The sequence below is a fragment of the Moorena bouillonii PNG genome, from assembly GCF_001942495.1.
GTDB lineage: Bacteria > Cyanobacteriota > Cyanobacteriia > Cyanobacteriales > Coleofasciculaceae > Moorena > Moorena bouillonii.
This window is the reverse complement of the sequence record NZ_MKZS01000001.1, coordinates 92,308-107,161: the sequence shown is the minus strand read 5'-3', so window position 1 is coordinate 107,161 and position 14,854 is coordinate 92,308. Positions and strand designations below refer to the sequence as shown.

9 protein-coding genes are annotated in these 14,854 nt (G+C 43.4%); 6 read left to right on the top strand and 3 right to left on the bottom strand.

The window, feature by feature from the left end; genetic code table 11:
• Positions 1-1,348: ABC transporter substrate-binding protein (locus BJP37_RS00420; protein ID WP_075895621.1), on the top strand; the 1,348-nt coding region annotated here is incomplete at its 5' end.
• Between the two features lie 266 nt (positions 1,349-1,614).
• Here the strand turns inward: BJP37_RS00420 and BJP37_RS00415 are convergent.
• The gene (locus tag BJP37_RS00415; RefSeq protein WP_143727403.1) at positions 1,615-3,603 is read right to left on the bottom strand and encodes a hypothetical protein; all 1,989 of its coding nucleotides are present in this window, start codon (positions 3,601-3,603) and stop codon (positions 1,615-1,617) included.
• Positions 3,604-3,883: 280 nt separating this feature from the next.
• Between BJP37_RS00415 and BJP37_RS00410 the strand changes: the two genes are divergently transcribed.
• Positions 3,884-4,063 (top strand): hypothetical protein, encoded by a 180-nt coding sequence (locus BJP37_RS00410; protein ID WP_143727402.1) that lies wholly within the window; start codon positions 3,884-3,886, stop codon positions 4,061-4,063.
• A 985-nt stretch (positions 4,064-5,048) separates the two neighbouring features.
• Here BJP37_RS00410 and BJP37_RS00405 read toward each other — a convergent pair.
• On the bottom strand, positions 5,049-6,062 hold the full coding sequence (locus BJP37_RS00405; protein WP_075905622.1) for a tetratricopeptide repeat protein: 1,014 nt from the start codon (positions 6,060-6,062) through the stop codon (positions 5,049-5,051).
• 374 nt (positions 6,063-6,436) lie between these two features.
• Between BJP37_RS00405 and BJP37_RS00400 the strand changes: the two genes are divergently transcribed.
• Positions 6,437-8,506 (top strand): elongation factor G, encoded by a 2,070-nt coding sequence (locus BJP37_RS00400; protein ID WP_075895617.1) that lies wholly within the window; start codon positions 6,437-6,439, stop codon positions 8,504-8,506.
• A gap of 110 nt (positions 8,507-8,616) precedes the next feature.
• On the opposite strand, the gene BJP37_RS00395 is transcribed toward BJP37_RS00400, so the two are convergent.
• On the bottom strand, positions 8,617-8,829 hold the full coding sequence (locus BJP37_RS00395; protein ID WP_070396589.1) for a hypothetical protein: 213 nt from the start codon (positions 8,827-8,829) through the stop codon (positions 8,617-8,619).
• Between the two features lie 738 nt (positions 8,830-9,567).
• On the opposite strand from BJP37_RS00395, the gene BJP37_RS35235 reads away from it, so the two are divergent.
• From BJP37_RS35235 to feoB, 3 genes are all read left to right on the top strand, one after another.
• Positions 9,568-10,317, top strand: coding sequence for a PEP-CTERM sorting domain-containing protein (locus tag BJP37_RS35235; protein WP_075895615.1), 750 nt, complete (start codon positions 9,568-9,570; stop codon positions 10,315-10,317).
• A 502-nt stretch (positions 10,318-10,819) separates the two neighbouring features.
• Entirely contained in the window at positions 10,820-12,481 is a 1,662-nt protein-coding gene (locus BJP37_RS00385; protein ID WP_075895613.1) for an AAA-like domain-containing protein, read from the top strand.
• 257 nt (positions 12,482-12,738) lie between these two features.
• On the top strand, positions 12,739-14,592 hold the full coding sequence (feoB, locus tag BJP37_RS00380; protein ID WP_075895611.1) for a ferrous iron transport protein B: 1,854 nt from the start codon (positions 12,739-12,741) through the stop codon (positions 14,590-14,592).
• The last annotated feature ends 262 nt before the right edge of the window (positions 14,593-14,854 follow it).

Here is a 14,854-nt window from a genome sequence, read left to right as displayed (position 1 = left end):
CTACTCCTGGCAAACTCTTGGGGCAATTGACTTCTACTTTTTGTCAGTCAACCAGCCTGATCAGAGTAATATTCAAGCTCGAATTAGCCTTGGGGAAAAGCCCCTAGTTAAAACAGAAGAGGTAGGCACTCCAAATCTGCAATTCCAAGCTGCCAAACAACAGGGTATGCAAGCCATGGCTGCTGGTGATTATGACAAAGCCATGAGTAACTTTGAAGTAGCAATTCGGAAATACCCCAACGCTCCTGAAACTCTAATTTATCTCAATAATGCTCGTATTGGTAATCAGAAATCCTATACTATTGCTGTCGCTGGACCGATTGCTACTGACCCCGATGGTACATTAGCAATTTTGCGTGGCGTTGCTCAAGCTCAAGATGAAATCAATAAAACTGGGGGAATTAATGGCGTCCCCCTCAAAGTAGCTATTACGAGTGATGATCAAAATCCCGATACTGCTAAACAAATTGCTTCAGCGTTGGTCAACAATCCAGAAATATTAGGTGTAATTGGTCATTCCGCTAGCAGTGTCACCTTAGCCGCAGGAGAAGTATATAATTCCGGTAAACTAGCAGCTATTTCTGCTGTTAGTACTTCCGTAAAGTTGTCAAACTTTAGCCCCTATGTGTTCCGCTCAGTGCCAAATGATGCGTTTTCAGCCAGAGCCTTAGCTAACTACATGAACACCCAGTTGAAAAAGCAGAATGCAGCGGTTTTCTATAATTCTAAGAGTGACTACAGCAAATCTCTCAGAACTGAATTTGTCACAGCGGTTTCCCTAGGAGGAGGACAAGTTGTTGATGAGATTGACATCTCCAATCCAGATTTTAATCCTGCTACACCTGTACAACAAGCGATTGAGCGGGGAGCACAGGTGCTATTTTTAGCTCCTAACCCAGCAGTTCTAAATCAAGCTTTGGAGGTTGTTAAGGTCAATGGTAAACGTCTAAGTCTGTTGGGAGGAGATGTAATGTATTCTCCCAAGACCTTAGAGAAAGGTGCAGAAAACGCTGTTGAAATGGTGGTAGCTGTTTTTTGGGATATTGATAGCAACCCTCAGTCAGACTTTGTCCGTAAATCCAAAGCCCTTTGGAATGCCGAGGTTAACTGGCGCACAGCCATGGCTTATGATGGAACCCAGGCTTTGATAGAAGCCCTGAAACGTAATCCTACTCGTGCTGGTGTTCAAGAAGCCCTCTCAGCCTCAGATTTTGTAGCGCCTGGAGTATCTGGTTCAATTCGGTTTTTGCGTTCAGGCGATCGCAATGGCTCAGTCCAACTGGTAAAAATTCTTCCCAAGCAGAACACTTCCAGCGGTTACGATTTCCTGCCAATACCCTCTAATTAGTTTGAGTAGTTTTAGTTAGCTGATAGCTTACTATTATTGTAGTATAACTGTGTAATATTTGTAGAATACTTGTTGACTTGAACAAATTAGACCGATTTCAACTGGAGTTTAGACTCAACTCCAGTTAGTATAAACTCCATAATAATGAAGCTTGTAATAAACTTTATTCGTTAACAAAATGACTTGTATTACCATTGCATTTCTGACTATTGGTTTCAGACATCCTCTTAGGGAATATTTAGCGATGATAAATCAACACTTATCAATCAATGTTGAAACACCAAATCCCCTGCTTCAACCCGGAGATTACCTGTTTTCCAACCTAGAGAAATCGGTACATTCCCATTAACTGCTTTGTACAGGTCAATGTGTTTTGACCAGTCATGGTCTTTACCATTTCGCGTCAGACTTGGCAAGTCATTTTTAGGATTGTGGGTCAGTTCAAGACTCTCACCAGTGCTACCAATCCACTGCACTTTACCGATGGAAATTTCCTGTAAATCTAACTGACTTTTTTTCTTAACTGCCTGTTTGAAATCCTCATAGTTACCATGAGATTCCTCTTCTCCTACTTCTAGAGCAAAGCCAGCATAGCTATTGCCTAGGGTTGTTGCCTTCAGAGTTTTTTCTTGACTATAGAGCTGGGCAAATTTCTGGTTGGGTATAGCCACCTCAGTATAGGCATCCAAATTAATCGAGCGAATCGCTAACCAGGTTTTTTCCAGTTTAAAGAACCAAATACCGTCTTCTATTTCTGCTTGAGCCGTCTTAGGCAATTGGAAAAAGAATGGTCTATCCTTTGCTGGTCTTAACCAAAGAACTAGGTTACGGTATTGCCCAACTTGGTCTCCCTGATTTTTTCCTGGCTTCACCCAATCACCACCAGTATTAGCAACAAAAAAATCCACACCCCGCTGTTGATTGTATGCCATTAGCTTGAACGGTCCGACATCACCATCGGGGAATTCACCCGCCAAACTCCCCAACTGATAGGTATGACCAAAAAAGGTGGTTTCCCAATATCCTGGTTTATCCTCACCTCCAGGTTTCCAATTTTCGTAGACTGGTTTACTCGCCAGGATTTCCACAGGCTTCTGAAACTGCTTACGAGCTAACTTTACCACCGCCTGGGGAGGTCGATAGGCGCTAGTAATTACGTGAATCACATCCCGTTCTGGCTTAGGATTGACTAAGGTAACATCGCCAAAATAAAGCCAGAACAGACGGGCAGCACTGGCTCCGTAGACCACATTACTTTTGCCGTAATCCCGCTTAGTCGGTCCGCCAAAACCACCTCGATAATATTTCACTGCTGCCGCCGCTGACATCCAATCTAGAGCCGCTTTGGCCAGTTGTTTCACCTCCGGCTCCTTCGCAAAGTCGTAGAGATTTAGGTAAGCCGCAAAGGTGTGACCATGGTAAGTCTCTGAGTCCCACTCTCCCATACCAATGTTGTATAGCGCCCAGACATAGCGCTGAATTTTCTTTTTATACAGACGCCTAGTCTCTTCATTTCCGGTTTCCTCTGCCATCAGATAAACGGCAATTTCTCGCATTGCCCGGAGATTGTCCGTGTTGCGTCCATCCACCCAACTTCCTCGCACATCGGGTCCCCAACCATCACCACCTTTTCCCTTACCATAAATGGGGTGAGGACGTCCATTGGGGTCTGTTTCTGTCCAGATTTTGGCACCGTCAAACATTCGCTGTTTGTAGGTCGGGTCGAGAAATTGCCCAAAGAAGAAGTATTTTCGGATTTGTCCCTTGAGGGTGAAAGCGTAATAGTAGTCAATACCCTCAGTGTGTTGGTTATCTTGAGCTTGGGCATCTTCTGATTGCAGAAACTCTAGGGCTTTCTCCCGATTGCCAACAATAAAATCAAACATGGCATAGGGATAAGACCGCTTCTCATTTTCCCCGTAGTTGTTGCCATAACCTTTACCACCGTAGTACTGAATGGCCTGGTTGGCTCGCACCCAGAATTCTGATTCTAATTCAGGAGTCCACTGATTCCTATACTTGGTCGCAATCGGTAAGGGTTGAATCTGAATTAGATCAGTAACAGATTTGCTAATAACTGGTTTAGCTTGTAGCGCTGGTGCCGTCGGTATAACTTGGTGGGTACAGCCCAAGATAGCACCAGCGACAAAGAAAGCATTGCTTAATAATGGAATGATTTTAAGAGTGAGGTGGAATGGGCATCTTGGTGGAACTGGCATCTTGCGTAGAACTGGCATCTTGCGTAGAACTGGCATCTTGCCAGTTTCAATAGATTTTCGGGCGGGCAGGATGCCCACTCTACTGCTATTCATGGGAAGATTCAGCCACGGGACAAAGGAAGCTACTAGTAAGTGACGAGATTTCCGAGATTTCACCAGATTTCACCAATTTTAGCGATTGGCCTCAATTCTTAGACAACAACCAACACTGTACACCTGAGCGTCAACCCTAAATTAAACATCGGCACTTCACAATTTTTAATCATGGGCAATGGGGCTCAGAACGCTCAGGGATTCATACATTCAGGATATAGTCATGTTTGATTTAGTATTTGCTCGCAATTTGGCCACTACATTAATCATACTCACTCTGTTCATTCTTGGCTTAGACAAGTTGTATCGCCAGGATCAAAACGCTGGAAAACCCCAAAGGGTAAAGCACATGCAACACGCCCTTCGAGTCGGATTTGCGCTCAAGGCAACTCAATTCCGTTGAGATTCCCTGAACTAGGTGTGGAATAGGAGCCAGTTCCCTAGTTCGACCCAAGTTACTGGTTTGTCAGATGGCTGTGAATATTAGTAAACAATAAACCTATAGTAACCATGGATAAGGCAACTACGTAATTATTCGTAGGCCATTTATTGCGAGTGGCTCAGAGATTTCCGAGATTTTGCGGATCCGGTTTACTGTGATTTCCGATTACTCTTGTATATGGTAGTTTTAACCTTTTGCTGCATCCCCCTGGGGCACCCAACCGCCCATCAGGGGTTTTTTATATTCAGTGTGGCTAAATTTTATGAGTTATACTATGCTGTAGTCTTAACCGTAATTGAAGGAGAGAGCAGTGGGTAGTAGGAATCGGGTTTTGATAATGTCTAAATTAGGCTAACCGTCCCTACCCAGTCTTATCCACTCAACTCAAGGTCTCGCAACGTTACTACACTTTTAATAATCTGCAAAAAATTCAAGCTATACTAGTATTAGCCGGGAAAATACCTAAAGTTTTCCATATAAAGGAAAATCAATTTTAAGCTTTTTAAGTTTTGTAGCCCTATAAGTCAACTTAAAATGTGATATAATAGTTTTTGATTTGTTTTTAAACACTAAAACAATATCTATCAAATTTTTATGAAAATAATTAAAATACCACTAATAATAAATTCAGGAAATAATAATTCCAATTTTTGGGATAATTTTACTATAAAAAAATAGTTGTTTAATTTTAATTAAAGATATTTTTAATAATTAAAAATATTCGGTAAAGCCCGCCATAAAAAACACTAATAAAAAACCGTTTCAATAAATACTAAAAAATCGGTTCAATAAATTATAATTGAAACGTGATAAAAATCAGCAGGAGAATGGGTGGATTCTTACCCATCTTCCCCATCTCCATAAATCATCTCCCTACAGGTGCAACGCTCCAGATCTATCTGTGGGGAGTCGTCAAACCTAACCAGTGCTGATGGTACACACCCCACTAAAAACGAGAATTACGGGCTTGCTCCATCAATTGCTCAGCCCTACGTCCCCACTGGGGATTACCTTGGCTATTGTAAAGGTCTCTAGCATACTGCAAGACTTGCAGAGCATCACTAAATCGGTTTTGGCGCAGAAATACTACACCAGCAGCATAATAGGCATTAGCGTAATTCGAGTTAGCTACCGCTGCTTGCTGGAAGGCTGCCAGAGCACCATCCAAATCTCTCTGAGTAAATAAAATTCCCCCGATATTGTAGTGGGCTTCGGGGTATTTAGGATTGATTTTGATCGCTTGCTCAAACGCCTTTTTTGCTTCCTCTAGCTTGCCCTGTTGCTTATAAATCAGTCCCAAATGATATGCCGGTTCGGGAGCATTACGGCTAAATTGCATTGCTTGTTTAAATGATGCGATCGCTTGTTGGGGTGTTCGCAACTGGGACATAACTAGACCCATGTTATAGTGAGCAACACCGAGTAATGGGTCAAGTTCCAGAGATCTTTCTAGATATTCCCGTGCCTGAGACAAATTCTTTCCTTCCAACAGGGCAGCCCCTAAATTAGCAAAGGCTAGAGCAAATTCTGGATCGGTCTGGGTTGCCCGATAAAAGGCATCGGCTGACGCCTGCAATTTACCAACCTGCCGCAATGCTAGACCCAAGTTGTAGTGTGCTGGTGCTAGCTTGGGATTCAGTTGGGCTGCCTTTTCGAACGCCACGATCGCTTCAAGTACCTTACTCTGTTGAATTAATGCCAGTCCTTGATTAAGTTGCTCAAGGGCTGCGGGTTGAGTTGGTTTGAGTGCTGGTAGATACTGAGACTGAGCGATTAGTCTAGTACTGTAACCGAAAGGGCGAGTAAGGGGATGATGTCTACTCAGTCTCTCGGGTGAATCATTGAGATTATCTGGGTTAACCCCTAGAGCATGGGAAACTAGTGGCTGTGTCAGCACCAACAGCGAACTCACTCCTAGGCAGAAATAGCCTCTGGCAGTGACTTTTCTGTTAACAAACATTAAGTTGAGTGGGAACAAATTTCGCTTAAGATTTTTGAAACATTTTTTTTTATAGTTGTTACGTGTATTCATATTTTTTGAAAATTAGTGACCTAGAGTTATCTTACTTAACAGTTTTAGTAGTTTACATTACAAGACATTGCAAGTTCGATCTAGATCAGACCAAATTAAGCTAATCTCACAACCATATAACGTTGATCCCATCTCAACAAAACTTATGCATAAATCAGTAGTCAGGAGATAATTAGGTAAAATGATTAGGTAAGAGAAGCGTTGACATGGCATGTTTTAACAAACTCACCTCCCTACCCGATCATCCCCTTAATGCTCCGCTTCAATGCATAAGTCCAATTGAAATAATTTGGGGGTAAATTATGAACGGCAAAGTGTGTAAAGCCACCCGTAATGTGGCAATTGTTGGTCCGTATCTCAGTGGGAAAACCACTCTACTCGAAAGTTTGTTGTCCGTTACTGGTACGATTTCTCGCAAAGGCACAGTAAAGGAAGGCAACACCGTCGGTGATAATGCCACCGAGGCCAGGCAACGCCAAATGAGTGTGGAGGTAACTGCCGCCAGCACCGAGTATCAAGATATCTGCTTCAATTTTATAGACTGTCCCGGTTCCATTGAATTTGCTCAAGAAACCTACAACGCCTTAGTTGGTGTGGATGCGGCTGTCGTGGTTTGTGAACCAGTAAGCGATCGCGTCCTGACCTTAGCACCCTTATTGAAATTTCTCGACGACTGGGAAATCCCCCACTTAGTCTTTATTAACAAAATGGATCGGTTTGAGTTGACCGATGATGCTAATGGTAACTCCTTACGGTCCGTCTTTGATGCCCTCAATTCAGTTTCCACTCGCCCCTTAGTACTGCACCAATACCCCATTGGTAAGGGAGAACACCTCACCGGATTTATTGATTTAGTCACCGAGCAAGCCTATCTTTACCATCCTGATGCCCCAGCTGATCCGATTCCACTGCCAGAGTCATTGAAAGAGGCAGAACAGCAAGCACGCACAGAATTACTAGAAACCTTAGCAGATTTTGACGACCACCTCCTCGAAGAACTACTAGAAGAAATTGAGCCACCCCAAGAAGAAATTGTCCAAGACCTGAAGATGGAATTGGGGGCCGACTTGATTGTACCGGTATTTATGGGTGTTGCTCAGCAAGATTATGGTGTTCGCCCCTTGATCGATGCCCTACTGCGAGAAGCACCAACCCCAGAAAGCACCGCTGAGCGTCGGGACATTGCTGGTGATGAATCAACCACGGTGGCACAGGTACTCAAAACCTATTACACTCCCCAAGGTGGAAAACTCTCCCTAGTGCGAGTCTGGCAAGGTAAACTAACCGATGGCATGGTCTTTAATGGTGTCCGCGCCGGAGGCTTATACCGTATGTTTGGTCACCAAACTCAGTCAGTTACCCAAGTATCTGCTGGTGAGATCATTGCCCTGGGACGCTTAGAGGGTATTAAAACTGGTGACACCCTGACCACGGATACGGGTAATCCAGAGATGAAATTACCAATAGCTGAGGCAAGCAAACCAGTCTATGCGTTAGCCATTACTCCTCAGAAGCGCAAAGATGAGGTTAAGTTGAGTGGTGCCTTAACCAAGCTGCTGGAAGAAGACCCATCTCTGGTGTGGGAACAACATGGAGACACTCACGAAATCATCCTATGGGGACAGGGAGATATTCATCTTCAGGTTGCTCTAGACCGGATGAGCCGCAAATACAACTTACCGATGACCACTCACTTACCCCGAGTGCCTTACAAAGAAAGTATCCGCAAATCCACTACCTCTCATGGGCGCTACAAGCACCAAAGTGGTGGTCATGGGCAATATGGTGATGTCTACCTTGATATCCAACCCTTGTCTCGGGGTGAAGGGTTTAACTTCTCGGAAACCATTGTCGGTGGGGTGGTGCCAAAGCAATATATCCCTGGTGTGGAGATCGGAGTAAAAGAGTACTTGTCCCACGGACCCTTAGGTTTCCCAGTGGTAGATGTGGCTGTTACTCTCACCAATGGCTCTTACCACTCGGTAGATAGTTCGGAACAGGCATTTAAACAAGCAGCACGGCTAGCTATGACCGGTGGTATGCCCAATTGTGAGCCAATGTTACTTGAGCCAATTATGTCTGTTGGGGTCTATGCACCTCAGGAATTCACCTCTAAGGTGCTGCAATTGATCACCGGTCATCGGGGTCAAATCCTGGGCTATCAGACCTGTTCTGATTGGACAGGATGGGATTGTGTTTCTGGCTATATCCCCCAGGCAGAAATGCAGAACTTGATCATGGAATTGCGATCGCTTACTCTAGGGATCGGTTTCTTTAACTGGACCTATGACCATCTCCAGGAAGTGCCAGGTAAGCTAGCTGATCGGGTGCTGGCAACCACTGGCAATGGTAATGGTAATGGTAAGAGCTAGGTGAATCCTGTTAGGGGTTAGGTTAATGGTGTTGGGTTAATGGTTAATAGTTAATTAGTTAATGGTTAATGATTCTATTACTTAAAGCCTAAAGCGATCATTCCTAATCCCTAGGGAGAGGCTACCCGCTGGAGTTTTTCAATAATAAAGGGAACTATCAAAATCAGTAGTTTGATTGGCCAAGGAACAAAAAATAGGCTGACAAACAGACAGAGTAAGGCTGTTATAGCTGCAGCCACTTTGACGATTTCCTCAGTAGTCTTAACGCAAAGGTATATGGCTACTGAGGCGATCATTAAAGTCATCGATAAGGGTATAAGCATAATTATTACCTCAACTTTTTCCGCCATAATTACCTAACCTAGCATCAGGGTTATGGAAAACATAGCAGTTGAGTCAGGTCGCCCCGTCTAGGCAACAGGGGGGTGCTGACCATCCAACACTGCCAATTAGCAGAACTTGATCCCAGATTATTCTCCTAGAGACTACACGATCGAGAATGGGATTTTCGGATACTTACCTAAATTCTGCAACCTTGGCCTTGGTTTGATTCACCTCAAGATGCACCTCAAGTAGCGGCTCCTAGGTCCCATCCCATGGTGCTACAGCAGCAAACCCTGGCAACGATCATGGCCTACCCTTGTCGAGTCGGAGTAGAGCGATTGGCCGTAGGCCACGCGGGGCGCGTTCGCTTCATCTTGCTATTAAAGCTATCAAGCTATCAAGCTTAATCTCAGGGCAATTGGAGCCTGCCATTCAGTTTAGCTTGGCTTCAAGGAATATTATACAAAACCTACACATAAATCATACCTTTAGCTAACGCGATTGCAAACTTTAATTTTGTTTATAATTCGTCAAATCGTTACTTAAAAAGTTGGTAATTCATTGAGCTTTACCCAATTTAAGCAACTTAAGAAGTTATACGAACTTTTAGATATTTTTTTTTTTGATATGGATTTGCATACTGAAAATAAGCAATCCAGTTCAATGTGGCCAAACAATCCCCGTTACGACTAGCCTCTCTTACCCCTTAGCCTGATAAAAATACTGCTAAAAATATAATGACTAAAAAATTACTCACTAAATTAACAGTTGCTACCACCAGCCTCACCTTAGTCACCTTAGGAACTACCAGCAGCGCACAAGCAACAAGCTTAACTGAACTGATTGAATTTTCCAGTAATGGTTCAGGAAGTACGGGTACAGCTGTTTGGAATAGCCGTGCTGGTGATAGCTATTGGGACTTGTTCGTTACCAGCGATGGTGAAGACGGTGAATTCATTAATGACCCAAGTACTCGCAACATCGACTTTGAACTAACAAAAGGTATCCATACATTTACAATTTATGGTGATGGGAGAAGCTCTCTTAATAATCAAAGTCATTACGGTTTGAATTTGTTTTTTAATGGAGAAACCTCCAATCCAGGGATTTCAGTATTTGGAGCCTTAGCCCGCTCCGCTGACTCTAATCCAGACTTTTTACCCAATAGTAGTGGTTCAACTCGGGGACTGGATGGCAGTATTGTACCAGGCTCAGGAACTCTGTCCTTTATTGATGGTTTAACAACCGTGACACTGACTGACTATATCTATCAAGCATCAGATGTTCAACAGAAAGACCTTGTTAGTGAGCGGAGTATAGGTTCAAATGATTACTGGGACATGGTGGGACAATTTACATTAAACGTAGAAACTACAGATCTAGACAGTACATCTGTTCCTGAACCCGTTTCAGTGCTAGGTCTGCTGACAGTGGGTGCATTCGGTGCTGGTGCAACCCTCAAGCGCAGGAAGAAACAGCAAGCCTAAGCTCCCCTTCTCAAGAACAGGACTTACGCACAGACTCCATGGGTAGGGTGGGCAAGGTTTTGCATACCCTACAGGTAGCGTTAAATTGAGGGATTTGCGTAAGTCCTAAAGAAATTAGCAATCTCAACAAATTATTAAACTATAGCAGTTCTCAATTAGGTATTGAGAACTGCTATATAGTGTACAGAATCTATACCTAAGCCATACCTTCTGCAAACGCGATCGCAAACTTTCGTAAGCCTTACTAAAAATGTAGGCTAACGGAATTTGATATAACACACCGAACTCTTGACTAGCTCCTACCCCATCGAGACATTAATCATTTTGAATAACGAAGTAGGCGAAGCCAAAGAACGAAGCAATTAGGATTTCAGCAAAAGGGCAATCATCGTTTGGTTTGCTTGTACCCATAATTTTGATTACTGACCGGGTATTCTAGCAGTTTTCTATGGTTATATCACACTCAGGTTAGCAGCCAAGAATCATCTAGGGTGCAAAGTAAATGGCCATTTTTAACTTACAATACCTGATCGATATTCAGGAAGGATTAGGATTTGCGGAACAATTAGTGTTTTCCAACACAGGGCAATATCTGAGTGATATTCAAAGAGCAGTTTTGCAAAAATCCTGGCAAGGGCAACGCAAAACCTATGACCAGATCGCTCAAGAGTTAGGCTATTCAGCAAGTTATATCAAGCAGACCGTTGCCCCTAAATTATGGAAACTTTTCTCAGAGGCACTAGGGGAAAAAGTTAGTAAAACCAACTTTCGTAGTGTACTCGAAAGACGACAGATCAATCAAGAATCGAGTCATACTCAGGAGCTGCTTGGGGTATTGAGACAGGGACTAGAGCCTTACTACAAAGGGAAGGTGCAATCTACAGCTAGCGAAGAGATCTCAAATGTTCCTGATGGGAACCATCCCAAATCCCAAATCCTCAATCCTCAATCGCAGCAGTTGGAATTACCAAAAGGAAGAGTTCCTTTAGCTTCCCGATTTTATGTCGAGCGAGTCCCCTATGAATTTAGGTGTTACGAAGAGATTGTTAAACCAGGAGCCTTTATTCATATTAAAGCACCCAGACAGATGGGGAAAACATCCCTGATGGTCAGGATTCTCGCTCATGCAGAAACTCAGGGTTACCAAACTGTGCGTTTGAACCTTCAACGAGTGGATGTCGAAATTCTCACTAACCTAGATAAATTTTTGCGCTGGCTAGCCTACAATGTCACCCGCAAGCTGAACCTAAAACCTATGCTGGATGATTATTGGCATGAGGATTTCGGTAGTAAAGTTAGCTGCACCACCTATTTCCAAGACTATCTGCTCGAACAAATAGATAGTCCTATTGTTTTGGCATTAGATGAAGTTAATGAGATTTTAAAGTATCCCAAAATTGCTCAAGACTTTTTACCTCTGCTACGCTCTTGGTATGAAGAAGCCAAAGATAGCAAGATCTGGCAAAAACTTCGGCTAGTGCTGGTTAACTCCACAGAGGTTTATCTACCCCTAACTATCCATCAATCCCCTTTTACCGTAGGATTGCCGATTCAGTTGTCTTCATTTAGTTGGGAGCAGGTTCAGGATTTAGCCCAGCGTCATGGACTCCATCTCTCCATCGGAGATCTAGCCCAGCTGATGTGGTTAGTAGCTGGTCATCCCTATTTGCTGCGTCTAGGGTTATATTATCTAGCGCGACAGGATTTGACCCCAGAAGAACTAGTGCAAAGGGCGACTTCAGATCAGGGAATTTACAGCGAACACTTACAGCGACACTGGTGGACTCTACAACAACATCCTGATTTAGCCGTAGCCTTTGAAGCAGTGGTTAGGGCAAAAGTTCCAGTAGCCTTGGAACAGGTACAGGCATTTAAGCTCTACAGTATGGGGCTGGTGAATTGGTCAGACAATCACGTGATGGTTAGCTGCAATTTGTATCAGCGATACTTTAGCGATCGCTTTCATAGCCATAGCGCTACGGACTGGCAAGAGGCAATAGGCAATAGGCAAGAGGCAATAGGCAACAGGCAACAGGCAACAGGCAACAGGCAACAGGCAATAGAAAAGCCAAGTTTTACAACGCTTGTAGCAATTTATCCCTTACCATTATTTGTAAATACCCCAGCGCTTATTGCTATAGTAATCGGAAATATTGCTATCTAGCATTTCTAATAGAAAAAATAATTACCGTTTTTTTCATTACCCAAAATCCTTCTATGTCTTGATGCAATAGCGAGTGGGGTAAAACCGCGTGAGGCGACTGCATCGCTACTTTATTAACTCTTGCCTCTTGCCTCTTGCCTCTTGCCTTTCCAAAGCGGGAGTATGTTCACAATTCAAATACAAATGCTATATAATCGTTACTGTTCAAGGCCCCCCGATAGCCTGCAGAGTTTAAACAAATATCTGCCAGTAACATTATGACCTCTTGCCACAATACCAGCACCGCCGTCATTGAAGAATCCAAAGGGGTTAAGCGAGTTGCCTTGCTAGGGATGCCCAACACGGGAAAATCAACCTTCTTTAACCGGATCACAGGTACCAATGCTCATGTTGGCAATTGGCCCGGCATTACTGTAGATTTACTACAAGCTAATGTGCAACTCAATGGCGAACCTACGGAATTCGTAGATTTACCAGGAATTTATGACCTCAAGGGATTTTCTGATGATGAGAAAATTGTTCAAACCTTTTTAGAAAATTTTGCTGTTGATCTATTTATTATTGTTCTCAATGCTTCCCAAATTGACCGTCAAATTCGCTTGGTTTTGCAGGTAAAAGCCCTAGGTTTACCTGCAGTGGTGATGCTGAATATGGCTGATGAAGCTAAGCAATATGGAGTTAAAATCAACACCGAAAAATTATCCGATAATTTTGATATCCCCGTGTTCCTCATTAGTGCCAAGTATGGAGACGGCTATATGAGGGCATACCTAGAAATTTCTAAAACTTTAAACGCACAAGAAGAATCGATTAATAGAGATAATCTAATAGATAATCTAAAAAATAGTATATCAGACCATAGCTCTATCTCCACTAAAGAGATAGATTCACTCCTCAATGGTGCGGTAGAAATGCCCTCTGAGATGGCAGTCAATTTAACTGCCAGGATTGATCAGTTCCTGCTGCATCCGATATTGGGTTTACCTTTGTTCTTCTTAGGAATGTTCCTGGTATTTTGGGTAGTTTGGACTGTGGGACTACCCTCTCAAGACCTGATGGATGAGATTACTGGCTGGATTCAAGGTGCCATAATTGAGCCTGTTATCCAACCCTTACCCACAGTGATTCAAGACTTTTTGATTAATGGGATTTGGAACGGTTTAGCTACCGTTGCTTCCTTTGTTCCATTAATTGTGCTGTTCTTTATCTTAATGGCAATTCTAGAAGATAGTGGCTACCTATCCCGTTCTGCCTATTTAATGGATATCTTTATGGAACGGTTGGGGTTAGATGGTCGCAGTTTTGTGATGCAAATGATGGGATTCGGCTGTAATGTGCCCGCATTAATGGGCACTAGAGTTATGCGATCGCAAGCCTTGCGACTGCTAACTATGCTAGTCATTCCTTTTGCTTTGTGTGCTGCCAGACTCCAGGTATTTGTCTTTATCATTGCCGCTGTATTTCCCCATGGTAACGGAGCGTTAGTATTATTTTCTTTATACCTACTTAGTTTTGTCGCCGCCATTGTCACTGCTGCTCTTTTCCAAGGAGTCTTTAAAAACGAGGAACCCTTTATTATAGAATTACCCCCTTACCGAATTCCCACCCTCAAACAAGTCTTACTAAGAGGCTGGGGAGAAGTCAAAGAATTTTTGCAACGAGCATCTGGGTTTATTACCTTTGGCTGTGTTGCCGTTTGGTTCATCACGAATTTACCGCCAGGAGCCACAGGATTGGATACCATTGGCGGGCAAATTGGACAATTTTTAAGTCCGGTCATGAATCCCATTGGTATTAATCCCCATTTAACCCTAGCCCTAATTTTTGGTTTCATTGCTAAAGAAATTGTGATTGGCTCTTTAGCGGTAATTTATGGACTTAACTCCGTTGCTGTTAGTCAGCAGATAACTGATACAGTAACCTTTATCCAAGGATATAGTTTTTGTATCTTTTGCTTAATCTACACTCCCTGTTTAACTACCATTGTTACCCTATTTAATGAGGCAAAATCCTGGAAATTTACCCTATTTTCTTTAGTGTTTTCCTTAGGGTTGGCTTGGGTAGCTAGCTTGATATTTTACCAGGGAGCTTTAGCACTGGGATTTCAATGAAGAGATAGCAGTTATCAATTGGGTGAGGTACAAATTATTGGGTTAATGGGAGTCGGGAGTCGGGAATCGGGAGTCGGGAGTCGGGAGCTCACAAGGGTAGGTTTTTTACATTTGGGTCCTGCCCCACCCCCAACCCCCGACCGGTCGGGGGCGGATCACAAGGAGAGGAAAAGGAAAACAACGAATAAGCGCTGCCTCCCCTGTTCCGAAGCTGCATCGCTTTCTTATCCCCCACACCCCACACCCGGTCAACCCACACCCC